Here is a 21,368-nt window from a genome sequence, read left to right on the forward strand (position 1 = left end):
CGCGGGGGGGCCTCCGTCGCTCCCACCGGCGGCTCTTACGCCCGCTCGACCGTGGTCTTCGACGTGGCTGTCTCACTCAGTTCAGGGGTTCACGACGAGCGTGACACAAGGGGCGGACAGTCGATGAGCGTCACAGCGCGTGAAGCGAAGCTTTCGTCAGTGCCGACATGCGTCGACCGCAGCGCTCCAGGAACCGAAGCGGTCGACGACGGTCGAGCGGGACGGGGCCGCGTTCTCTCGCGACCAGGTGCCGTAGTCGGCTGTGCTGCCGCCGGGGTGCTCGGCAAGGAAACGAGTCATGTACTCCCCCACCTCGGCGCGGCTGCGGTTCTTGATCTTCGACGCGTTGGGGGTGCCGCCTGCCTCGGTCAGCAGTTCGGACCAGAGCTTCCCGGTCCTGCGCTGCAAAGTCGCCATCGTGGGGCACCCCGCGATGCGGGCCCAGGCTGTGTACCGGACGGTTGTGATCCGCGGGCCCAGAGCATCGATCGCCGCGCGCTCGTGATCGAGAGGGTTGGTCTCGTCGGCCGGTTGCTCCCAGTCGCGCGGAGCGGCGACCGCTTCGACCCAGGCGGGGTCGAAGCCCTCGGGATCGTGGAGTACGGCGAGGACCGTGCTGACGGCCTCGATCCAGCTGCCTCCGCGATGCCTGCACAGTCGCTGCCGGATGAGTGCGCCGGACGGAGCGGCAGGATGCCGGGCGAGCCATTCCTCGACGGCTCGGAAGGTGGTGCCGCCGTCCGGGGCCTGCACGGCGGAGAGGACAGCTGCCCAGAGGTCCTCATCGCTGAAGGAGCTGCGCGGTGCGCCCGTGTCCGTGCCGATCCCTGCAGCCTTCAGAGCCTCGTTCCAGGTGCCGAAGCGGATCGCCGCGGTCTGGTGGCCCGCCTGGATGACGTCATCCTGCGTAGCGCGGTCACAGCTGTGGTCGCACGCGTCCTCGACGCCCTGGTCACCTCATCAGGCGTCTCGACCGAGGACCTTCGGACTCGCCTGCCGGTGCTGGCGCTCATCATGTGCCCTGACCCTGCAGCGCATCAACTGGTCTGGGAGCGCTGCTGGCGCCCGCTGTTCCGTTCGATCCGGAAGCAGAAGCTGCTCGACGAGCTCGATCAACAGCTTGAGGACGGAGAAGGGCTCAGCAGGCCGCACCTCTGGGAAGACGCGGATGCGGGCCCGCCGCACAGGGCGTAGTCGACACCTTCCCCTGTCGACTGCAGGGCAGTGAGCTTACCCTTCCTTCACACGGCTCCACGCCACCTCCACCAGGTCAGCACCCTCCGCTAGGTCACGGAAGGTCCTCACGGCGACGAGCAGCGCCTCGGAAGCGGGACGGAGCGAACGCGACATCCTCCCCATCTGCAAGGCAATGCTCTGCAAGTCCGCGATATCGGAGGCAGGGATCTCCTCCGCCAGTTCACGCAGCGGCTCCACCAGCTCCTCGGGCAGCAGCCCGGCATCCAGCTCCGCAGACACCCCTATCGCGCGGTGCAGCAATGCGGTGTACTCCCGCCAGGACGTCGAGGCGGCATTCGCACTGCCCAGCAGTGCCCCGCTCCTGCCCCCGAGCTCGTTCGCCACACGCGTGAAGTACGCTTGCGCCTGCACAGGGGTCACCGCTGCAGCGGCCGGCTTCACCATGGCAGTCCGCATGGCCCTTCCGAACTCCTCGAAGTCCCCGACGAAGGCTTCGAAGTCGGCGACGAGCTCGGGCGTCGACCGTTCGATCGCGGCCAGGAGATCGTCGAGAGCGGGTTGATCTTCGACGATCCCGCCAGTCTCCTCGCCCGCGCCGTCGGTCTCTCCATGTACTGACTTCGCGGTGGCGTCGAGCACGTCGGCCAGCCGGTCGGTGACCTCCTTCAGCACTCGCCGATACGCGGCGCTGTCGGGGTCCGCATTATGCGCGTCTCCTACCCGGACTCCTCGATGATCGAACAGATCCTGCTTGATCGGGTCCGCGCTGCCCGGCTCGAATAGCCCGCGCGGCTCGAGCCAGATGAGCGGCAGGAGAGTCGACCGCTCGGCGGCGGCGTCCCGCTGTGCCATGAAGTGTAGGTACTCGCGCCGGCAGCCGTCGCGCCTCAGATAGGCAGGCGTGATGAACGGGATCATGAAGTCGGCCAGGGATTCCTCGCCCTCGAGTCGCCTCCAGAGATCCTCGCCCCAGGTTCCTTGTTCGACGTCGATGAACGTCTGGACGGCGCGATCATGCACGTTGGCCATCGTGTCGACGATGTCCTGGGCGAACCCGCGCAGATCCCCCGTGTACCGCCCGTTCTGATCGGCGTGGGCATAGCTGATGAACACCCGCGCCTCGGGGAGTTCGGGGACAGTGCCCTGGTTCATGGTCATCCTTTCGTCCATGTGTAATTTCTTCCCGTCAGCTCCGCGGGAGTCACGCCCCGACCTCACCCAGGCGGACCGGTCGCACAGCGCGCCGAGCGGGACCGCCCAGATCGACTCGCCCAGACGGACCGTTGTCGCACCGCCATAGACGATGAATGCCCGCTCAGCGCTGCGCGGGTGCTGCTCCCGGAAGCGACGGATCCCGGTGAGCTGCTTGTCCGAGACGGACGTCCCGGACTTCACCTCGATCGGGAGGAGGGATCCGTCGGCCACACGGATCACAAGATCCACCTCGACGGTGCGGCCGCTCACGTTCTCGCGCCAGTGCAGAAGTTCTTCCCCGAGATCGGACCAGCCCATATGCGCTCGCAGCTGCTGGGCCACGAGCGCCTCGAACACACCGCCGCGAAACCGGTCGGAGAGGTCGTGGACCGCATCGGGGGATGCGAACACGCTCAACGCGATGTCGGCGGGATACAGCTTGGCCGTCGAACGCGGCGTCCGCCGCGGGCTCCGCGTGAGATTGGGAAGCTCGGTGAGGAGGAACCGCCGCTCGAGGATGTCGAGATACCTGTTGATCGTCGGGGCGGTGACACCCACGTCGGAGGCGATCTTGGAGACGTTCGCGAGCGCGGCCGGCTCGCGGAGGAGACGCTGGAGCACCTCCATCGCGACCCTCTCGTCCATGCGCTCATCCGGCAGCACGGACTCCGACAGCACCGCCCTCATGTCGTCCCGCACGCGCCTGGCCGTCGGACGCCCCAGAGCACCTGTTCCGAGCCTGTAGAACGGGAGACCGCCCTGCGTCATGGTGGAACGGCGATCGTCCACAGGATCACCCCAGTTCCCGACCGGCTCACCGCGAACCAGTTCATCCACTACTGACCATGCCCCGGCAGTAGTGTCCTCCAGCAGTTCGGCCTCGCTCAACGGCTCAAGCGTGTACCGCACCGACCGTCGCGCCAGAGGGTCCGACCCGTCCAGTCCCGAGAGTCCCAGCGATGCTGACCCAGTGAGCACGCATCGGACCGACGTGGGATCGGCATCGAGCATCGACTTGATCGCCATGGGCAGGTCAGGCGCGCGCTGGGCCTCATCGACAGCGAAAGGCTGCGGCAATGACCCGATCCAGCCCACCGGGTCGGTGCGAGCCGCATGCAGGGTTGTCTCATCCACGAGTGACGGCGTGACTGCCAGGACCCCCTGATCTCTCAGATGGGTCATGAGACTCGTCTTGCCGACCGCGCGGGCGCCCTCGACGATGACGACGGGCGACTGCTCGATCGCTCGGGTGATCGGTCGCTCTAGGAACCTCGAGACATACATGCTTAGATTCTACAGTTGATGCTGCTATTTATTGCAAGTCTCTATAGAAGATGAGCATCCGACGGGGCCCACGACCTGCACGCGCCGCCAGCCTCACCCATCCATCGGCCCTGCTCCGCAGGCTGGGCCCGGCGTCCCGCCGCAGCACTCCGCAGCCGCAGGAAACACCGATCGTGACGAGGATGGAGCACCCGTGTCAGGTCTCTCCCGCCCGCTCGAGAACCGTGCCCTGTTCGCGGACCAGGGCGTATTGACGCTGCTGCGCACCGATCATGCGCCGTTCACGCTCGACCTGCTGGCCGAGCACCTCGCCGGTGACGTGCGCTCGCGCACCGCAGCGGACCTCTACGACCTGTTCACCGGGGTTCGTGGTGGGCCTGCTGCTGATGCTGCGGTCCCGCAAGACCATCGTGAACACCCAGAGCGCTCCCGGCCACCCAGTCTCCGAGCGTTGGGACCCCCCTCCCACCGTCGGATCCCCCGCAGCACCCGGTCGACGTGGCCAGAGCCTTCGAACACCGCAGCGCCCGCGGGCCTGCGGCGTTCGTGCTGGTCACGAGCAGATTTGCTCCCCATGCCCGCCCGACCCGGGCCCGCATGGGCGCAACCTTAATCAGCACGGATCCCGGCCCAGCGACGACACCTTCACCAAACCCCTCCCATACATCCGATGTTTCCTGGTAGCGTCGCCCTCACACAGACATGGGAGGACCCACGTGAAGTTCCTGGCATACGGCCCGCACGGCAGCGAGAACGCCGCGGTGATCGACGGTGATCGCACCTTCGACCTGCGCCCCCTGATCGGCGAGGCACGCGTGGTGGACCGCGCATTCCTCGAGGCCGACGGCATCACCCGCACCCGCGCCGCCCTCGACGCCGGTGATCTGCCCGAGCTCACCGCCCTGGGGGCCGAGCGCCGGGGTGCCCCGCTGACCCCCGGGAAGATCCTGTGCATCGGCCTGAACTACCGCGACCACGCCGCGGAGACGAACGCGGAGATCCCTGCGGAGCCGATCGTGTTCATGAAGGCCGCGGACACCGTGGTGGGGCCCGACGACGACGTGCTGATCCCCCGCGGCTCGCGCAAGACCGACTGGGAGGTGGAGCTCGGTGTGGTGATCGGCTCGACCCTGCGCCGCACCGACAGCGAGGAGGAGGCGATGAGGGCCGTTGCCGGCTACGTGCTCTCCCACGACGTCTCCGAGCGCGAGTACCAGCTCGAGCGGGGCGGCACCTGGGACAAGGGCAAGAACTGCGAGACCTTCAACCCGCTGGGCCCCTGGCTGGTCACCGCCGATGAGATCGCGGACGTGCAGGACCTGGGCCTGCGCCTGAGCGTCAACGGCAAGCGCCACCAGGACGGCACCACGGCGAACCAGATCTTCCCGGTGGCCGAGGTGGTGCGCTACCTCAGCGAGTTCATGACCCTCTACCCCGGGGACGTGATCAACACGGGCACCCCGGCAGGCGTGGCGCTGGGCCTGCCCGGCACTCCCTATCTGCGGTCCGGCGACGTGGTGGAGCTGGAGATCGATCAGCTCGGAGCCCAGCGCCAGACCTTCCGCGACGCCTGACTGCTCGCCCCGCTCTCCTCGCCCCAATGGCCACCCGCACGAAGGATCCGCATATGACCCGCACCCCGACCGACGACAGCACCTCCTTCACCGATCCCTACCGCGGTCTCGCGGTGGTGGTCACCGGTGGCGGCTCCGGCATCGGCCGCGCCACCAGCGCGCGGTTCCTGGCCCTGGGCGCAAAGGTCGCCGTGATCGACCTCGATCCCTCCGGCGCACCGGAGGGCTCCGTGCGCGTGAGGGCAGACATCGCTGACCGTGCTCAGGTGGAGCAGGCCGTCGCGGAGTGCGCGCAGCAGCTGGGCGGCATCGACGTGGTCGTCAACAACGCCGGCATCAGCGCGGTGGGCGACGTGACCGCGAACGACGACGAGGAATGGGCACGGGTTCTGTCCATCAACGTGACCGCGATCGCGCGGGTGAGCGCGGCCGCCCTGCCGCACCTGCGCCGGTCCGGATGCGCCTCGATCGTGAACATGTCCTCGATCGCCGCCACCGCGGGCCTGCAGGAGCGCGTGCTGTACTCGGCGACCAAGGGCGCCGTGCAGGCGATGACCATGGCGATGGCCACCGATCACCTGGGCGATGCGATCCGCGTGAACTGCGTGAACCCCGGCACCGTCACCACCGAGTTCGTGGACCGCATGCTGCAGAAGTTCCCGGATCCGGTGGCCGAGCGCAAGGCGCTGGACGCGCGCCAGCCCACCGGGCGCATGGTCACCCCCGAGGAGGTGGCCGAGACCGTGGTGTTCCTGGCCTCCCCCCTGAACACCTCCACCACCGGGACCTCTGTCGCGGTGGACGGCGGCATGCAGGGACTTCGAGCCCGTCCCCGCTGAGGATCCCCGATGACCACCCGCGATGTGCAGCACCGCAGTCGGTGCACGACCCAGGAGAGCAGGTTGACATGAGCCAGATGGCGGTGACCGACAAGGCGATCTCGGCGATCAAGAACATGATCATCGACGGTGAGCTGAAGCCCGGCGACAGGCTCCCCCCGGAGAAGCAGCTCTCCGAGCGGATCGGGGTGAGCCGCAACTCCCTGCGGGAGGCCGTCAAGGCGCTGTCGGTGATCCAGGTCCTCTCCGTCAGGCAGGGGGACGGCACCTACGTGACCTCGCTCGAACCCGAGCTGCTGATCGAGGCGCTCGGCTTCGTGCTGGACCTCCACCAGGACGCGGAGGTGCTGCACATCATGGAGGTGCGCCGCCTGCTGGAGCCCACCGCCGTGGAGAAGGCATGCGCGCACCTTGAGGAGGCGGACTACCAGTACCTGGAGGAGCTGATGGCGCCCCTGGGCCCGGACTCCCCCGTGGGCGAGCTGGTGGAGGCCGACATCGCCTTCCACCACCACATCAACTCCCGCTGTGGCAACGCCTACCTGGTCTCGCTGCTGGACGGGTTCGCCAGTGCCACCGCCCGGGCCCGGCTGTGGCGCGGTCTCACCGAGGGGGCCTCGGTGGGGCGCACGCTGGAGGAGCACCATCGGATCATCAGCGCCATGCGGGAGGGCAGGGCGGATCTGGCGAAGGTCTACGCGGCCGCTCACGTGGCCGGGGTGGAGGCCTGGGTGATCCGTGGGGCGCGGGCCGGGGACGACACCGACTCGTCTGCGCCGGTGCCGGTCGTCTGAGATCAGGGGTCAGCCCCGCGCCTCTCCTGCCCTGGTGTACACGCGGGCAGCGGTGCCGTGCAGGATCTGCCGCTGGTCGGCCTCGCTCTCCTGCCCCAGTCGCTCCAGCAGTCCGCTGGTGCCGGATCCCAGGTCGAAGGGCGTCGGGGCGATCGGCCAGTCGCTGCCGAACATCAGCCGCGCGGGGCCGAACTGCTCCAGTGCCACGTCCACGGCCTGCTCGAGTGCGCCGTCCCCGCTGGTGGCCAGGCCCGAGACCTTGGCGACCGTGCGCTCGCAGGCGGCGATCCGCGCCAGCGCGGCGCGCCAGCGGTCCATCGCGGGTGCATCGCCCAGTGGCGGCTTGCCGAGGTGGTCCAGCACCAGGGTCAGCTCCGGGTGGGCATGTGCCAGGCGCACCACCTGATCCATGTGACGCGCGAACGCGTCGGGGACATCCAGTGCCAGGCCCGCACGTGAGACGAGGTGCAGGGAGTCCGCCACGGCGGGGCGCTCCAGGAACCCCGCATCGGGTTCGTCGTGCACCAGGTGCCGCACGCCCACCACGCGCTGCATGAACGCTGCATCGCCCAGCAGGTGCTCCACCTGGGCGGGGTTCTCCAGCGGGAGCCAGGCCACCACGTCCGCGCGCATGGCCGGGACCTGGGCGGTGCCTGCCTCGATCCGTTCTGCGGTGCGCTGCATGTGGGCGGTGTCCCCGGGGGTGTCGTCGGCGTGCACCAGCACCACCCGGGTGGCGCCCAGGGCGGCGAGCGCCGGGCCCACCTGCTCCCAGGCTCCCGTGCGCTGCAGGGCCGGTGCCCGGTGCGTCCATGCGTAGGCGCTCGCCTCGAGGTCCCACAGGTGCAGGTGTGCATCGGTGATCGCCCGCCCAGGGCGGTGCCCGGGCGCCGGCGTCCCCGTTCCGGGCCCCTCAGCGGACATCGATCTGCTCCCACACCTCGGGCGGGACGGGGGTGCTCATCCGTTCGATGTTCGACCGCACCTGGGCGGCGGTTCGCATCCCCAGCACCACGGACCGGATCGCCGGGTGCAGTAGGGGGAACTGGATCGCGAGATCGGGCAGCTCGACCCCGTGATCACCGGCGATCGCGGCGATCTCACGGGCCCGCTCGAGCATGGCCACGGGTGCCTGGCCGTACTCGTAGGTGGCATCATCCGGCGGTTCGGGCCTGGCCAGGATCCCGGAGTTGAACACGCTGACGGCCACGACGGCCACGTCATGGTGCTGGCAGGCCGGGAGCAGCTCGCTGGCGGCAGGCTGCTCCAGCAGGGTGTACCTCCCCGAGACCATCACCAGGTCCAGCAGGCCGGTACGCACGGCGCGGGTGAGCACCGTACTGTCCTTGGAGCCGACGCCGATGGCGCGCACCAGCCCCTCCTCGCGCATGGCGACCAGGGTGGGCAGGGCCTCTCAACCGCGAGGGCTCCCGGTCCCTGTGCCGCGAGAACGTGGCCCCTTTGCCCTGCCCCTGGGGCTCCTGCTTCACCTTCACCCGCGCCGGGTGCTCCACCAAGCCCGAAGAGCGCACGTCGAGGCCCTCCCGGTTCAGGCGTGGAGGCCTTTTCGGCTCACGCGCGGAGGCCCCCCGGCTCACCCGGGGAGGCCCTCCCGGCTCACGCGCGGAGGCCCTCTCCGCTCAGGCGTCGGGGCGTTCCCGCGAGGCCTCGAAGTCCAGCGGCAGGCGCGGCGCCGGGGCCTCGGAGGGGGCATGGAGGTGCAGGGCACTCAGGAGGGGCTGCTCGCCGGTGCACTCGATGCGCAGACGGCTCACCTCCACCGGTGTCTCGAGCCGATGGAGGCGGCGCACGCCGATCGTGCCACCCTGCGCGATCACCGCGCCCGACTCGTCCAGCACGCGATGGGTGTGCACGCGCTGCCCAGTGGTGATGTCCTCGCGCAGTTCGAGGTGCTGGACCATGAGCGGGGTCTCGGTGGCCGCCTCCCAGATGCTGCCGTCCTCGGAGCGGGCGCGCAGGGGGACCTGCTGCGGGTCGCCGAAGCGGGCATCGAGCGCGTCGCGCAGCTCGCGGCAGCGCTCCACGTCCCTCTGGTCGATCAGTCCCCACCGGTCCGGCGGCAGGTTCAGCAGCAGGTTGGCCCCCAGGCCGATGGAGCGGTCGTGGATGGCCAGCAGGTGCTCGAGGGACTTGGGCTCCTGATCGGCGTGCCAGAACCACCCGGTGCGGATGGACACGTCGCACTCGGGCGGGAGGTAGCGTTCCTGCCCGAAGCTCACGGTGTCCTCGTCGTAGTTGTTCAGGTCCGCGCTGCTGGTCACGTACCAGCAGGGATCGGCGGCCAGGCCGTCCTCGTTGCCCACCCAGCGGATGGTGGCCGGCCCCATGTTGAACACCATCGCCCCGGGCTGCAGCTCGTCGATCAGGGCGCCGATGCGGTCCCAGGCGTACTCGCGCCCCGCGGACCCGGCCCCGTCGAACCACAGCTCCACCAGCTCGCCGTAGTTCGTGCACAGCTCACGCAGCTGGGCCAGGTAGAACTCGTCGTACGCCTGCGGGTCCTCGTACTGGGGGGCGTTGCGATCCCAGGGGGACAGGTACAGGCCCAGGCCCACCCCGTGGCGGCGGCAGGCGTCGGCCACCTCGCGCACCACATCGCCCTGGCCGTCACGGAACGGGGAGGAGGCCACGGAGTAGTCGGTGGTGGCGGTGGGCCACAGGCAGAACCCGTCGTGGTGCTTGGCCGTCAGCACCACGTAGGCCGCCCCGAGATCCTTGGCGGTGCGCACCCACTGATCGGCATCGAGCTCGCTGGGAGCGAAGTCCGCGGCGGGGATGGTGCCGTCGCTCCACTCGACCCCACCGAAGGTGTTCACCCCGACGTGGAAGAACACGCCCAGTCCGGCCTGCTGCCAGGCCAGCTGCTCGGGTGTGGGCGCGATCAGCGAGACGGGGGCGGCGGGCCCGGCGGGGCGGGACTCGTTCGTGGAGGCAGGGGTGTCGCGGCTCATGCCCCCATCCTCACAGATGTCGGGTCAATTCGCGAGCCGCAGGCATGCCGTATTCGCCCGTACTGGGCTGATGCCAGACGATTCCGAAGCAGACATCGGTAGTCTTGGGTGCATGCGACTTGATCCACGCCATCACCTGCTGGACCGCACACCGGCACGCGACTGGACCGACGCCTACCCCATCGGCAACGGGCACCTGGGGGCCATGGTGTTCGGCGATCCCCAGCAGGATCGGCTCCAGGTCAACGATGCCGGCGTATGGCGGGGCAGGCCCGATCCGCGCTCCCTGCCCGCCGGGGCGGCCGCCGCGGTGCTCGAGGCCCGCGAGGCCGCACTGCGCGGTGACGTGCAGGCCGCCGATGCCGCCACCCGGCGCACCCAGTCCGGGAACGCGCAGATGTACCAGCCGTTCCTGGACCTGCGGATCCACCGCTCCACGGGCGGCTCCCCGCCCGCTCCCTCGGCGCGGATGCTGGATCTGCGCAACGGCTGGGCCATCACCATCGCCGAGCAGCTGCGTGCCGTCACCGGCGTGAGCATGGCCGATGACGTGCTGCTGGACCGGCGCGCGCTCGGCTCCCCCACCGATCTGGCTCTCAGCGTGTCCTCCCCGCACGAGCAGTCCGTGGCCGCACGCACCGCCTCCCACCCCGGTGCCGTGGTGCTGGTGGAAGCGCTGCGGGTGGGTGCGAGCGTGGATCCCGATGCAGGCGGGGACGACGCCGTGCGCACGCCCGGATCGTTCACCGAGTCGGTCCATGCGAGCTGGGCGCTCGAGCTGCGCAGCGACGGGACGGCCAGCGCGGACCTCGCCGCTCCCGCCCCGTCGATTCGGGTGCACGGTGCCACCTGGGTCGAGCTGCGGCTGGTCTCGGCCACCCAGTTCGCCGCCGACGGCACCCTGCGGGTTCCCGATGCCGCTGCACTGGAGGCGGAGGTGCTGGATCATCTCCACCGCCTCGCCCCCCTCGGCCATGCCGAGCTCGCCACTCGGGCGGAGGAGGCGCACCGCGAGCTCTACGAGCGGGTCGACCTGGACCTGGCCGCCCCGTCCGGCCCCACCCCCTCGCCGTACCGCGATCGCTCCCCGGCGGCCATGCCCACCACGGCGCAGCGCCTGGACGATCTGCGAGCCGATCCCGAGCACGCCGACGGGCCGGACCTGGTGGCCCTGCTCGCCCACATGGGCCGATACCTGCTGATCAGCGGCGGAGTGGGCGAGGGTCCCCCGCTGAACCTGCAGGGCATCTGGAACGAGTCGACCGCTCCCCCCTGGTTCAGCGACTACACGATCAACATCAACACGGAGATGAACTACTGGCCCTCCGGGCCCGGGCAGCTGCCCGAGGTGCTGCCCGTCCTGCGCACGTGGCTCGAGCTGCTGTCCCGGCAGGGTGAGCGCGTGGCGCGCGAGGTGTACGGCGCCCGCGGTTGGACCGCCCACCACAACTCGGACCGCTGGGGCTTCGCCGCCCCGGTCGGCGACGGCCAGGACCGCCCGCAGTGGTCGTTCTGGCCGCTCGGCGGGGCCTGGCTGACCAGCACCCTGGTGGACCTGCTGCGCTTCACCCCCGAGGGCCCGTCGCCCGCGGCAGCGCTGGCCGAGGGCGCCGCACGCTTCGTGCTGGACCTGCTGATCGAGCTGCCCGACGGAACGCTCGGCACCGCTCCCTCGACTTCACCGGAGAACCAGTTCGTGCTGCCGGACGGCACCGCGGGCGAGGTGCACGTGTCCACCACCAGCGACCTGGCGATCATCCGCCAGCTGCTGACGGACCTGCTGGAGATCTCCCGCACCACGGAGGTCGAGGAGGAGCTGCTGGAGCTGGCCGAGGCGGCGCTGTCCCGCCTGCCCGGCGAGCGCGTGCTGCCCTCCGGCCTGATCGCCGAGTGGTCCGACGACGAGCTGACTGACCTCGATCCCCACCACCGCCACCAGTCCCACCTGATCGGCGTGTACCCGGGGACGGGCCTGGACCCGCGTCGCGATCCTGCCCTCGGCCAGGCCGCCCGCTCCAGCCTGGTGGAGCGCGGCTTCGAGTCCACGGGCTGGTCGCTGGCCTGGCGGATCTGCCTTGCCGCCCGGCTGGAGGATGCCGAGCTGGGGCACCGCTTCCTGCAGCGGGCCCTGCACCGGGTGGATGCCGACGGCACCGATCCGGTCACCGGCGGCATCAGCGGCGGCGTGTACTCCTCCCTGCTGTGCGCCCACCCCCCGTTCCAGATCGACGGCAACTTCGGCGCTCTCGCCGGGGTCTGCGAGATGCTGCTGCAGTCCCACCGCGTGCAGGACGGCCACCGCGAGCTGTCCCTGCTGCCCGCGCTGCCCGCGGCCTGGTCCACCGGGCGTGCCCGCGGGCTGGGAGCCCGCGGGGGCGCGGTGGTGGACCTGGGCTGGACCCCGCAGCGGGTCGAGCTGGCAGTGCACCTGCCCTCCGGCGACCCCTCCGCTGACGACTACGTCGTGGAGCTCGACGGGGCCATGCATCCGCTGCCGACCCCGGAGCACGGCGTGGCCCGCCTGTCCCTGACCCGCACCACCGGCCAGGACCCTCACCTCCCCGGAAGAACCGGACGATGACCACCGAGCTGCGGTACTTCACCGATGCCGTGGGCGACCATGCCGTGGACTTCCTGCGCCGACATGCGGAGGCCAGCGCGGAGCAGGCAGGTACGGTGATCCGATGGCCAGGAAACAGGAGCGATCCGCCCCGCCCCCGGTGTGCACCATGACACCGCGCAGCGCGACGTCACCCCGGAGCGCGACGCATCCGTCGGCCGCGATCCCGGGGGCCGCCCGATGAGCCGCACCGACCACGGGGGCGGTCCCGCCCACGTCCCCGTCTGGGTGATCCGGTTCAACGAGGCCTTCGAGCGCGTCTACCTGGTGCTGCGGGTCAATGCGGCGTGGCTGGTGCTGACGCTGCTGGGTCTGGTGGTGCTGGGAGTGGCCCCGGCCAGCTGCGCCGCGGCCGATGCCTATATCTCCGGCCGCGAGGGCGACCGTGTACGGGTGTGGCGCACCATGTGGGCCTCCTACCGGTCCCAGTTCGTGCGTGCCAACACCCGCATGCTGCCGCTGCTGGTGGTGCAGGGCGGAGCCCTGATGATGCTGTGGATCATCATGGGCGGGGGTGCCGCCAGGCAGGCGATGACGGTGGTCCTCGCCTGCCTGGCCGTGATCAGCCTGTTCTGGGCCACCGTGAGTGCATCCGCACTCGCCGCGGTCCCCCGGGTGCGCCGCCAGGACCTGCTGGTGAGCTGGCGGATCTCGCTCCTGATACCGGGCGCCCTGCCGTTGCGGTCGGTGGGTCTGGGCCTGCTGCTGCTGGTGTGGGTGCTGCTGTGCTGGGCGCTGTGGCCGGTGGGCCTGCTGCTGGGGGCGGGAACGGCCGTGGACATCGCGGTGTCGCTGCTGGGTCGCCGCGGCGAGCGCCTGCTGGACGAGCTCGACCGCGCCTCCGCCGCGGCAGGCGGCTGAAGCACGGCCCGGCCGCGAGGACTACGCTTTGTGACAACGACGACCGCCCGACAGCGGGCGAGGAACCGAGGACAAGGGGAGACATGGCTGACCTGACGATGAGCGTCACCCGCACCGATGCGGTGCTGATCGGCGGCGGTATCGCCAGCGCCACCCTGGCCGCGCTGCTGACCGAGCTCGAGCCGGACTGGAGCATCCAGGTGGTCGAGAAGCTCGACGGCGTGGGCAAGGAGTCCTCCGACGGCTGGAACAACGCTGGCACCGGCCACAGCGCCCTGTGCGAGCTGAACTACACGCCGCAGGACGTGGACGGCTCGGTGAGCCCCGCCAAGGCGATCAACATCAACGAGCAGTTCCAGGTCTCTCGCCAGTTCTGGTCCTACCTGGTGGAGAACGACCGGATCGGCGATCCCGCCTCCTTCATCCGCTCGGTGCCGCACATGAGCTTCGTGCGAGGCATCGAGAACGTGGACTACCTGCGCCGGCGCCACCAGGCCCTGACCGTGAACCCGCTGTTCGACCGGATGGAGTTCAGCACCGAGCACTCCCGCCTGGCGGAGTGGGCCCCGCTGGTCTCCGAGGGCCGCCCGGTCACCGAGACCATCGCGGTGACCCGCTCCCCCGACGGCACCGACGTGGACTTCGGGACCCTCACCCGCCAGCTGCTGACCATGGCCTCCGGTAGGGGCACCTCGGTGGCCACCGGCTGGGAGGTCGTGGACCTGCGACGCATGGGCTCGGACTGGGGTGTGATGGCCCGCTCGGTGGACGGCAACGAGGTGAAGGTGTTCCGGGCCCCGTTCGTGTTCGTGGGCGCGGGAGGCGCGGCCCTGCCGCTGCTGCAGAAGTCCGGGATCGAGGAGATCCGCGGCTTCGGCGGCTTCCCGATCTCCGGGCAGTGGCTGCGCTGCACCAACCCCGATGTGATCGAGCGTCACGACGCGAAGGTGTACGGCAAGGCCGCTGTGGGCGCCCCGCCGATGAGCGTGCCCCACCTGGACACCCGCTTCATCGAGGGGCAGCGCTCCCTGATGTTCGGCCCGTACGCAGGCTGGTCCCCGAAATTCCTCAAGACCGGCCGCTACACCGACCTGTTCGCCTCGGTCAAGCCCTCCAACGTCACCCAGATGCTCGCCGTGGCCCCGCCGAACCTGGACCTGATGACCTACCTGGCCTCGCAGCTGGCCGCCACCGGCCGCCAGCGCTTCGAGGCGCTGCGCGAGTACATGCCACAGGCCCGTCCGGAGGACTGGGAGCCCGTCATCGCCGGACAGCGCGTCCAGGTGATCGCCCCCGACGCGGACAAGCACGGCGTGCTGCAGTTCGGCACCCAGATGATCACCTCCGCGGACGGCTCCATCGGCGGCATGCTGGGCGCCTCCCCCGGCGCCTCCACCTCCACCACCATCCTGCTGGACATGCTCACCGGGATGTTCCCGGACCGGGTGGACTCCTGGCGCGGCACCATCACCTCGATGGTGCCCAGCTGGGGCACGCGCCTGAGCGATGACCCCCGCGCCGCACACGAATCTCTCGAGCGCACCGCCGAGTCCCTCGGCCTGCGCCACTGACCACGCCCCGTCGCCGGGGCCAGAGCTTGAGGAGGAACCGCATGCGCATCTCCCTGATACCCACCTGTCTGGTGGACGTGATGACCCCGGACGTGGCCCGGTCCACCGTGATGCTGCTGGAGCGGCTGGGGCACGAGGTGGTCTTCGACCGCCGCCAGACCTGCTGCGGCCAGATGCACACCAACACCGGGTACTACAAGGAGGCCGCACCGGTGGTGCGCAGCTTCGTGGACACCTTCGAGTCGCAGCTGGAGGAGGTGGACGCGATCGTGATGCCCTCGGGCTCCTGCGCCGGCTGCGTGCGCGAGCAGCACCCCCTGGTGGCCCGCCACGAGGGCGATGCGGAGCTGGAGGAGCGCGCCGCGGCCGTGGCCGCCAAGACCTACGAGCTCTCGGAGCTGCTGGTGGACGTGCTCAAGGTGACCGATGTGGGCGCGTACTTCCCGCACACGGTGACCTACCACCCCACCTGCCACTCGATGCGGATCCTCAAGGTGGGCCCGCGCCCGCTGCGCCTGCTGCGCGCCGTGGAGGGCATCGAGGTGGTGAACCTGCCGCAGTCGGACACCTGCTGCGGCTTCGGCGGCACCTTCTCGGTCAAGAACGACGCCACCTCCGATGCGATGGTCACCGACAAGGCCGCCAACGTGGTGGCCACCGGCGCGGAGTACGTGGTGGCCGGTGACGCCTCGTGCCTGATGAACATCGGCGGGAAGCTGCACCGGGAGCACGCGGGTGACTCCGCTCCCCGCGCGATCCACCTGGCGCAGATCCTCGCCTCCACGCGCGAGGAGCCGTTCGTGCCCTCCGGGACCATCCTGGGGAGGGCCTCATGAGCCGGGAGGGCCGCATGGACACCGTCGACCTCGGGATGCCGTCCGTGCGACCCCAGCACGCCTCCCCCTCCTCGCACCTGCGCGGCACCCGGGGCTTCCCCGCCGCCGCACGGGACGCCCTGGGGGACGAGGTGCTGCGGGGCAACCTCACCTACGCCACCGCCACCATCCAGGCCAAGCGCGCCTCGGTGGTGCGGGAGATGCGGGACTGGCAGAAGCTGCGTGATGCCGGCAGCGCCCTGAAGTGGCACGTCACCGATCACCTGCCCGAGCTGCTGGAGCAGCTGGAGGCTTCCGTGACCGCCGCCGGCGGCACCGTGCACTGGGCCCGTGACGCCGAGGAGGCCGGGGAGATCGTCACCCGGCTCACCCTCGAGCGCGGCGCCCAGGACGTGCTGAAGGTGAAGTCCATGGCCACCCAGGAGATCGGCCTGAACGAGACGCTGGCCCACGCAGGCGTGCGCGTGATCGAGTCGGACCTGGCCGAGCTGATCGTGCAGCTGGCCGGGGACGCCCCCAGCCATATCCTGGTCCCCGCGATCCACCGCAACCGCGCCCAGATCCGCGAGATCTTCCTGCAGGCCATGCCGGACATCGACCCCGAGATCACCGACGACCCGGCTGCCCTGGCCGGTGCCGCCCGTCGGTTCCTGCGCGAGCGGTTCCTGGACATGGAGCAGTCCGTGGCGATCTCCGGTGCGAACTTCGCCGTGGCCGACACCGGCACCCTGGTGGTGGTGGAGTCCGAGGGCAACGGCCGCATGTGCCTGACCCTGCCCCGCACCCTGATCTCGGTGGTGGGGATCGAGAAGATCGTGCCCAGCTTCCAGGACCTCGAGGTGTTCCTGCAGCTGCTGCCGCGCTCCTCCACCGGTGAGCGCATGAACCCGTACACCACCCTGTTCACCGGGGTGGCCGAGGGGGACGGCCCGCAGGAGTTCCACCTGGTGCTGCTGGACAACGGCCGCAGTGCGGTGCTGGAGAACCCCGAGGGCCGCTCGGCCCTGCACTGCATCCGCTGCTCTGCCTGCCTGAACGTGTGTCCCGTGTACCAGCGCACGGGCGGCCACGCCTACGGTTCCACCTACCCGGGCCCGATCGGGGCGATCCTGTCCCCGCAGATGACCGGGGTGAGCGATCCGGAAGATCCCAACGCGACCCTGCCGTACGCCTCCAGCCTGTGCGGGGCCTGCTACGACGTGTGCCCCGTGAAGATCGACATCCCCTCGATCCTGGTGCACCTGCGGGCCAAGGAAGTCGATCAGCGCCGGGAGGCCCGGGGGCAGTTCCGCGGCACCTGGGACGTGGCCATGAAGGGTGCCGGCCGCCTGATGTCCTCCCCGCGGGCCTACGATGCCGCGGTGCGCTCGGCCGGTCCCCTCTCCCGGGTGCTCCCCGGGGAGAACATCGGTCGCCTGCCCGGTGTGCTTCCCCTGGTGCCCGGGTGGACGGACCACCGGGACCTTCCGCATCCCGGGCAGTCCTTCCGCTCGTGGTGGGCCGCCAGGGAGAAGCACAGCGCAGCGAGGGATCAGCAGCCCGGTGCCCGCGATGAGCCGGAGCAGCCGAAGACCCCGCGCTCCGGGGGCGGCGCCGACCGCACCGCGCAGAACGGAGGGGAAGCATGAGCACCTGGGACGACCGCCGCCCCGCGCGCACCCCGGGGATGAGCGCCAAGGAGGAGATCCTGGCGCGCGTGCGCACCGCGCTGGCCGCACCCCGCCGCGATGACGTCACCGCATACGCCGACGTGCCGCGCACCTACCAGCGGGCGGACGACAAGCAGGAGACCGGCACCGATCCCGGCAAGGTGCGCGACGTGCTGGTGCAGCGACTCGAGGACTACACCACGGTGGTGCACCGCACCACCGAGCCCGCTGCCGCGGCGGCGATCGCGCAGGCCCTGGACGGCGCCGGTAGCGTCGTGGTCCCCCGCGGGGTCCCCGGGGAATGGACCCAGCGCCTGGATGCGCAGCTGCTGACCGATGACGGGACTCTCAGCGCGCACCAGCTCGACGAGGTCGATGCGGTGCTCACCGGTTGCCACACGGCCATCGCCCTGACCGGCACCCTGGTGCTGCGCGGGGACGAGCTGTGCGGTCGCCGCGCGATCACCCTGGTCCCCGATCGCCACGTGGTGGTGGTGCGGGCCGAGCAGGTGGTGCTGGGGGTGCCCAAGGGCATCGAGCGCATGGGCGAGGATCCCGGCGCGCCCTGGACCATGATCTCCGGGCCCAGCGCCACCAGCGACATCGAGCTGGACCGCGTCGAGGGCGTGCACGGCCCGCGGCGCCTCGAGGTGGTGCTGATCGAGCCCGAGCAGCCCGCCGGTGACGAACCGAGCACGAAGGAGAAGCAGGGATGAGCGAGACCTCCCCGTCCACACCCGCCGCCACGCCCCCGGCCGCTGCGGCGACCCCCGTGGCCGCCGCCCGCGCCCGCGGCGAGGAGCTGACCCTCAGCGCGGGCCCCTACACCGCCGTCGTCTCCACCGTCGGCGCCACCCTGGAGTCCCTCACCGTCGATGGCCGCGACCTGCTGGTGCGCAGCCCGGAGCAGGGCCCGATGCTGCACTACCGCGGCGCGGTGGTGGCCCCCTGGCCCAATCGCATCGGCGATGGGGCGTACACCTGGGACGGCCAGGAGCTGCAGGTGCCCATCAACGAGGTCGAGCGCGGCAATGCGCTGCACGGCCTGCTGTGCTTCCAGGCGTACACTCCGGCAGCGGTCGGCGAGGACGAGGTGGTGCTGCGCACCCAGCTGATGCCCACCACGGGGTACCCCTTCCAGCTGCTGATGACCGTGCGCTACACCCTGGATGCCGAGACGGGGCTCAGCTGCACCGTCACCGCCCGGAACCTCGGGGCCGAGGACGCCCCCTACGGGGTGTGCCCCCACCCCTACCTGGTGGCCGGCCCGGAGCCGCTGGAGGAGTGGTCCCTGCAGGCGGGACTGGGCACCGTGCTCACCGTCACCGCGGATCGCCTGCTGCCCACCGGCACCGCACTGGTGGAGCGCGGCGGTGAGTTCGACTTCACCCAGCCGCGCGTGATCGGTGACCAGGCCATCGACCATGCCTTCACCGACCTGGAGCGCGACGAGCACGGCAAGTTCGTGGTGCGGGTGACCGCACCGGGCGGGACCGGCGTGCAGCTCACGGCCGGGGCCGAGTGCACCTGGCTGCAGCTGCACACGGCGGACCGTCCGGAGCCGGAGAACAACCGGGTGGGGCTGGCGGTCGAGCCGATGACCTGCCCTCCGGACGCCTTCCGCTCCGGGACCGACGTGGTGCGCCTCTCCCCCGGCGCCGAGCACGCCGCATCCTGGTCGATCCGGGGCTGGTGAGCGCACCGGCACGGAGCCTGTGGCGCGCGCCAGCTCGGCAGCCGCGACGACGACGGCCCGTCACCACGGATGGTGACGGGCCTTTGGTTGGCCTCGGGGACGGTCAGTTCCCCTGCGCCGCGTAGTAGGCGGAGCGGATCTCGCTGGAGATGCGGCCGCGGTCGGAGACCTCGTAGCCGTTGGAGCGGGCCCACTCGCGGATGCGGGGGGTGTCGTTCGAGCTGCCGGATCCGGAACTGCCGGCGCCGCGGGAGCGGCGGCCGCCCACCCGGCGGGCCTTCTCGACCCAGGTGCCCAGCTCGCCGCGCAGCTTGGCGGCATTGTCCTCGGACAGATCGATCTCGTAGGCCACGCCGTCCAGGGCGAAGCTCACCGTCTCCGCTGCCTTCTCGCCGTCGATGTCGTCGATCAGTTCCACGTAGGTCTTACGCGCCATTCCGGTTCTCCCTCGTCGTTTAGAAACAGGGGCGGTACGTCCCTGCGCCGGTTCGGCCAGCTCGCTCATTATGTATTCCTTCGGCGCTGAGATCAATCTGAGGATGTAATGGTGGGATCATCATCCCCTTTTTCACGGGCGCGCCGCTGCGCCAGGTATTCCTTCTCGGCCTGTTTATCGGCCTCCCGCTCGGAGCGATCGGCCCTCAGGATGGAGCGGATCACGAACCAGAACAGCAGTCCCACGCCGATCGACGGCACCAGCGCGCCGGCCTCGAACCAGAATCCTTCACCCACCTCACGCCTCCGGCTTCACGAGCGGGAACAGGACGGTCTCGCGAATGCCCAGCCCGGTGAGCGCCATGAGCAGGCGGTCCACGCCCATTCCCATGCCGCCCGTGGGCGGCAGGGCGTACTCCATGGCCTCCAGGAAGTCCTCGTCCAGACGCATCGCCTCGTCGTCGCCCTGGGCGGCGAGCGCGGCCTGCTGGGCGAAGCGCTCGCGCTGGATCACCGGATCGACGAGCTCGGAGTACCCGGTGCCCAGCTCGAAGCCGCGCACGTACAGGTCCCACTTCTCCACCACGCCGGGCGTGGAGCGGTGGGCGCGCACCAGCGGGCTGGTCTCCACCGGGAAGTCCCGCACGAAGGTGGGAGCGTGCAGGTGATCGCCCACCCGGTGCTCGAACAGCTCCTCGACCAGCTTGCCGTGGCCGTACTTGGGGTGGTCGAGGTCCAGGCCCAGGGAGCGCCCCACCTGGCGCAGCTGCTCCGGGGTGGTCTCCGGCGTGATCTCCTGCCCCAGCGACTCCGAAAGCGAGCCGTACACGGTGATCTTCTGCCAGTCGCCGGAGAGGTCGTACTCGGATCCGTCGGCGAGGGTGACCACCTGGGAGCCGGTGGCCGCCTCGGCGGCCTCCTGCACCAGCTCCCGGGTGAGGTCGCCGATCGTGTCGTAGTCCCCGTAGGCCTGGTACGCCTCGAGCATGGAGAACTCCGGCGAGTGCGTGGAATCTGCACCCTCGTTGCGGAAATTGCGATTGATCTCGAACACCCGCTCCATACCGCCCACGGCTGCGCGCTTGAGGAACAGCTCGGGGGCGATCCGCAGGTACAGATCCAGATCGAACGCATTCATATGCGTCACGAAGGGGCGCGCCGCCGCACCGGAGGGAATCACCTGGAGCATCGGCGTCTCCACCTCGACGAAATCGCGGCGGTGGAAGGACGCGCGCAGGGAATGCATGACCCGGGAACGCAGTCGGGCCGTGTCCCGCGCATCCTGCCGCACGATCAGGTCGACGTAACGACGGCGCACCCGCGATTCCTCGGAGAGCTCCGCGTGCAGAACGGGAAGGGGGCGCACTGCCTTGGCGGCCATCTGCCAGGAATCGGCGAACACGCTCAGCTCACCGCGGCGGGAGGATCCCACCGTGCCGTGGAAGAACACGTGATCGCCCAGATCCACATCGGCCTTCAGATCGGCCAGCCGCTCGGCCCCCACCTTCGCCTGGGACAGCATGATCTGCAGGCGCCGCCCCTCACCGTCCTGGACGGTGACGAACGCCAGCTTGCCCGTGTTGCGCTGGAACACGACGCGGCCGGCCACACCGACCTCGTCCTCAGTCTCCTGGCCGGCCTCGAGGTGCCCGTACCGCTCGCGCACGGACGCGATCGTGGTGGTGACCGGCACGGAGACGGGGTAGGCCTCCTCCCCGCGCTCGAGCAGCCGCTCCCGCTTGGCCCTGCGCACCGCGACCTGGTCGGACGTGTCGACCGGCTCGGGGGTGTCGACGGAGTCGGGGGTCTGGGGATCTGCACTCATGGCGGCGATTGTCTCAGAACC

21 protein-coding genes and 1 pseudogene are annotated in these 21,368 nt (G+C 70.4%); 12 read left to right on the top strand and 10 right to left on the bottom strand.

Annotation, left to right across the window (positions count from 1 at the left end; all coding sequences use genetic code 11):
• Positions 1 to 156: 156 nt before the first annotated feature.
• On the bottom strand, positions 157 to 753 hold the full coding sequence (locus M3B01_RS03380; RefSeq protein ID WP_259789428.1) for a hypothetical protein: 597 nt from the start codon (positions 751 to 753) through the stop codon (positions 157 to 159).
• Between the two features lie 126 nt (positions 754 to 879).
• Between M3B01_RS03380 and M3B01_RS03385 the strand changes: the two genes are divergently transcribed.
• Complete coding sequence (locus M3B01_RS03385; RefSeq protein WP_193866035.1) at positions 880 to 1,194, top strand: hypothetical protein; 315 nt, start codon at positions 880 to 882, stop codon at positions 1,192 to 1,194.
• 36 nt (positions 1,195 to 1,230) lie between these two features.
• Here the strand turns inward: M3B01_RS03385 and M3B01_RS03390 are convergent, their stop codons facing one another.
• The 3 genes and pseudogenes from M3B01_RS03390 to M3B01_RS03395 form a co-directional block, all read right to left on the bottom strand.
• A complete protein-coding gene (locus M3B01_RS03390; RefSeq protein ID WP_259789430.1) occupies positions 1,231 to 3,018 on the bottom strand; it encodes a DUF4143 domain-containing protein in 1,788 nt (595 codons plus the stop codon).
• Positions 3,019 to 3,270: 252 nt separating this feature from the next.
• Positions 3,271 to 3,675: pseudogene (locus M3B01_RS14685) on the bottom strand (AAA family ATPase); the annotation flags it as partial.
• 196 nt (positions 3,676 to 3,871) lie between these two features.
• Positions 3,872 to 4,093, bottom strand: a complete 222-nt coding sequence (locus M3B01_RS03395) for a hypothetical protein (RefSeq protein ID WP_259789431.1) — start codon at positions 4,091 to 4,093, stop codon at positions 3,872 to 3,874.
• A gap of 298 nt (positions 4,094 to 4,391) precedes the next feature.
• Between M3B01_RS03395 and M3B01_RS03400 the strand changes: the two genes are divergently transcribed.
• The 3 genes from M3B01_RS03400 to M3B01_RS03410 all read left to right on the top strand — a co-directional run bounded on the left by M3B01_RS03400 (position 4,392) and on the right by M3B01_RS03410 (position 6,882).
• A complete protein-coding gene (locus tag M3B01_RS03400) occupies positions 4,392 to 5,249 on the top strand; it encodes a fumarylacetoacetate hydrolase family protein (protein ID WP_259789433.1) in 858 nt (285 codons plus the stop codon).
• Positions 5,250 to 5,302: 53 nt separating this feature from the next.
• Positions 5,303 to 6,088, top strand: coding sequence for an SDR family NAD(P)-dependent oxidoreductase (locus M3B01_RS03405; RefSeq protein WP_259789434.1), 786 nt, complete (start codon positions 5,303 to 5,305; stop codon positions 6,086 to 6,088).
• 77 nt (positions 6,089 to 6,165) lie between these two features.
• On the top strand, positions 6,166 to 6,882 hold the full coding sequence (locus M3B01_RS03410; RefSeq protein WP_259789476.1) for a FadR/GntR family transcriptional regulator: 717 nt from the start codon (positions 6,166 to 6,168) through the stop codon (positions 6,880 to 6,882).
• 9 nt (positions 6,883 to 6,891) lie between these two features.
• Here the strand turns inward: M3B01_RS03410 and M3B01_RS03415 are convergent, their stop codons facing one another.
• From M3B01_RS03415 to M3B01_RS03425, 3 genes are all read right to left on the bottom strand, one after another.
• The gene (locus M3B01_RS03415; RefSeq protein ID WP_259789436.1) at positions 6,892 to 7,806 is read right to left on the bottom strand and encodes an amidohydrolase; all 915 of its coding nucleotides are present in this window, start codon (positions 7,804 to 7,806) and stop codon (positions 6,892 to 6,894) included.
• Positions 7,796 to 8,272, bottom strand: a complete 477-nt coding sequence (locus M3B01_RS03420) for an aldo/keto reductase (protein WP_259789438.1) — start codon at positions 8,270 to 8,272, stop codon at positions 7,796 to 7,798. Before M3B01_RS03420 ends, M3B01_RS03415 begins: the two co-directional genes overlap by 11 nt.
• Positions 8,273 to 8,522: 250 nt before the next feature.
• Positions 8,523 to 9,854, bottom strand: coding sequence for an alpha-L-fucosidase (locus M3B01_RS03425; RefSeq protein WP_259789440.1), 1,332 nt, complete (start codon positions 9,852 to 9,854; stop codon positions 8,523 to 8,525).
• Between the two features lie 112 nt (positions 9,855 to 9,966).
• Here M3B01_RS03425 and M3B01_RS03430 point away from each other — a divergent pair, with 112 nt between their 5' ends.
• The 8 genes from M3B01_RS03430 (at position 9,967) to M3B01_RS03465 (ending at position 19,087) form a co-directional block, all read left to right on the top strand.
• The gene (locus M3B01_RS03430; protein ID WP_259789441.1) at positions 9,967 to 12,435 is read left to right on the top strand and encodes a glycoside hydrolase family 95 protein; all 2,469 of its coding nucleotides are present in this window, start codon (positions 9,967 to 9,969) and stop codon (positions 12,433 to 12,435) included.
• Positions 12,432 to 12,587 carry a hypothetical protein gene (locus tag M3B01_RS03435; RefSeq protein WP_259789442.1) on the top strand — a complete coding sequence of 52 codons (156 nt, stop codon included), beginning with the start codon at positions 12,432 to 12,434 and terminating at the stop codon, positions 12,585 to 12,587. Before M3B01_RS03430 ends, M3B01_RS03435 begins: the two co-directional genes overlap by 4 nt.
• 67 nt (positions 12,588 to 12,654) lie before the next feature.
• On the top strand, positions 12,655 to 13,335 hold the full coding sequence (locus M3B01_RS03440) for a DUF624 domain-containing protein (RefSeq protein ID WP_259789444.1): 681 nt from the start codon (positions 12,655 to 12,657) through the stop codon (positions 13,333 to 13,335).
• A gap of 83 nt (positions 13,336 to 13,418) precedes the next feature.
• A complete protein-coding gene (locus M3B01_RS03445) occupies positions 13,419 to 14,906 on the top strand; it encodes a malate:quinone oxidoreductase (protein WP_259789446.1) in 1,488 nt (495 codons plus the stop codon).
• A gap of 41 nt (positions 14,907 to 14,947) precedes the next feature.
• Positions 14,948 to 15,742 (top strand): (Fe-S)-binding protein, encoded by a 795-nt coding sequence (locus M3B01_RS03450; RefSeq protein ID WP_259789447.1) that lies wholly within the window; start codon positions 14,948 to 14,950, stop codon positions 15,740 to 15,742.
• Positions 15,743 to 15,756: 14 nt separating this feature from the next.
• Positions 15,757 to 17,370 (top strand): lactate utilization protein B, encoded by a 1,614-nt coding sequence (locus M3B01_RS03455; protein WP_259789448.1) that lies wholly within the window; start codon positions 15,757 to 15,759, stop codon positions 17,368 to 17,370.
• Positions 17,367 to 18,107, top strand: coding sequence for an LUD domain-containing protein (locus M3B01_RS03460; RefSeq protein ID WP_259789449.1), 741 nt, complete (start codon positions 17,367 to 17,369; stop codon positions 18,105 to 18,107). The genes M3B01_RS03455 and M3B01_RS03460 overlap by 4 nt, the downstream gene beginning before the upstream one ends.
• Positions 18,104 to 19,087: an aldose 1-epimerase family protein gene (locus tag M3B01_RS03465; protein WP_259789451.1), complete on the top strand. Its 984-nt coding sequence runs from the start codon at positions 18,104 to 18,106 to the stop codon at positions 19,085 to 19,087. Before M3B01_RS03460 ends, M3B01_RS03465 begins: the two co-directional genes overlap by 4 nt.
• Positions 19,088 to 19,190: 103 nt before the next feature.
• On the opposite strand, the gene M3B01_RS03470 is transcribed toward M3B01_RS03465, so the two are convergent.
• The 3 genes from M3B01_RS03470 to lysS all read right to left on the bottom strand — a co-directional run bounded on the left by M3B01_RS03470 (position 19,191) and on the right by lysS (position 21,347).
• Positions 19,191 to 19,523 carry an Lsr2 family protein gene (locus tag M3B01_RS03470; RefSeq protein WP_259789452.1) on the bottom strand — a complete coding sequence of 111 codons (333 nt, stop codon included), beginning with the start codon at positions 19,521 to 19,523 and terminating at the stop codon, positions 19,191 to 19,193.
• A 92-nt stretch (positions 19,524 to 19,615) separates the two neighbouring features.
• Positions 19,616 to 19,819, bottom strand: a complete 204-nt coding sequence (locus M3B01_RS03475; RefSeq protein ID WP_259789454.1) for a hypothetical protein — start codon at positions 19,817 to 19,819, stop codon at positions 19,616 to 19,618.
• 1 nt (position 19,820) lies between these two features.
• Positions 19,821 to 21,347, bottom strand: a complete 1,527-nt coding sequence (gene lysS, locus M3B01_RS03480; RefSeq protein ID WP_259789456.1) for a lysine--tRNA ligase — start codon at positions 21,345 to 21,347, stop codon at positions 19,821 to 19,823.
• Positions 21,348 to 21,368 lie beyond the last annotated feature (21 nt).

The sequence above is a fragment of the Brachybacterium sp. p3-SID957 genome (assembly GCF_025144775.1).
Classification (GTDB): domain Bacteria; phylum Actinomycetota; class Actinomycetes; order Actinomycetales; family Dermabacteraceae; genus Brachybacterium; species Brachybacterium epidermidis.

Bases quoted from the DNA above. Each gene is read 5' to 3' on its own strand.
- M3B01_RS03390 (WP_259789430.1), bottom strand. From the start codon at position 3,018: ATGGAGGTGCTCCAGCGTCTCCTCCGCGAGCCGGCCGCGCTCGCGAAC.
- M3B01_RS03405 (WP_259789434.1), top strand. From the start codon at position 5,303: ATGACCCGCACCCCGACCGACGACAGCACCTCCTTCACCGATCCCTAC.
- M3B01_RS03410 (WP_259789476.1), top strand. From the start codon at position 6,166: ATGGCGGTGACCGACAAGGCGATCTCGGCGATCAAGAACATGATCATC.
- M3B01_RS03415 (WP_259789436.1), bottom strand. From the start codon at position 7,806: ATGTCCGCTGAGGGGCCCGGAACGGGGACGCCGGCGCCCGGGCACCGC.
- M3B01_RS03420 (WP_259789438.1), bottom strand. From the start codon at position 8,272: ATGCGCGAGGAGGGGCTGGTGCGCGCCATCGGCGTCGGCTCCAAGGAC.
- M3B01_RS03425 (WP_259789440.1), bottom strand. From the start codon at position 9,854: ATGAGCCGCGACACCCCTGCCTCCACGAACGAGTCCCGCCCCGCCGGG.
- M3B01_RS03430 (WP_259789441.1), top strand. From the start codon at position 9,967: ATGCGACTTGATCCACGCCATCACCTGCTGGACCGCACACCGGCACGC.
- M3B01_RS03435 (WP_259789442.1), top strand. From the start codon at position 12,432: ATGACCACCGAGCTGCGGTACTTCACCGATGCCGTGGGCGACCATGCC.
- M3B01_RS03440 (WP_259789444.1), top strand. From the start codon at position 12,655: ATGAGCCGCACCGACCACGGGGGCGGTCCCGCCCACGTCCCCGTCTGG.
- M3B01_RS03445 (WP_259789446.1), top strand. From the start codon at position 13,419: ATGGCTGACCTGACGATGAGCGTCACCCGCACCGATGCGGTGCTGATC.
- M3B01_RS03450 (WP_259789447.1), top strand. From the start codon at position 14,948: ATGCGCATCTCCCTGATACCCACCTGTCTGGTGGACGTGATGACCCCG.
- M3B01_RS03455 (WP_259789448.1), top strand. From the start codon at position 15,757: ATGGACACCGTCGACCTCGGGATGCCGTCCGTGCGACCCCAGCACGCC.
- M3B01_RS03460 (WP_259789449.1), top strand. From the start codon at position 17,367: ATGAGCACCTGGGACGACCGCCGCCCCGCGCGCACCCCGGGGATGAGC.
- M3B01_RS03465 (WP_259789451.1), top strand. From the start codon at position 18,104: ATGAGCGAGACCTCCCCGTCCACACCCGCCGCCACGCCCCCGGCCGCT.
- M3B01_RS03470 (WP_259789452.1), bottom strand. From the start codon at position 19,523: ATGGCGCGTAAGACCTACGTGGAACTGATCGACGACATCGACGGCGAG.
- lysS (WP_259789456.1), bottom strand. From the start codon at position 21,347: ATGAGTGCAGATCCCCAGACCCCCGACTCCGTCGACACCCCCGAGCCG.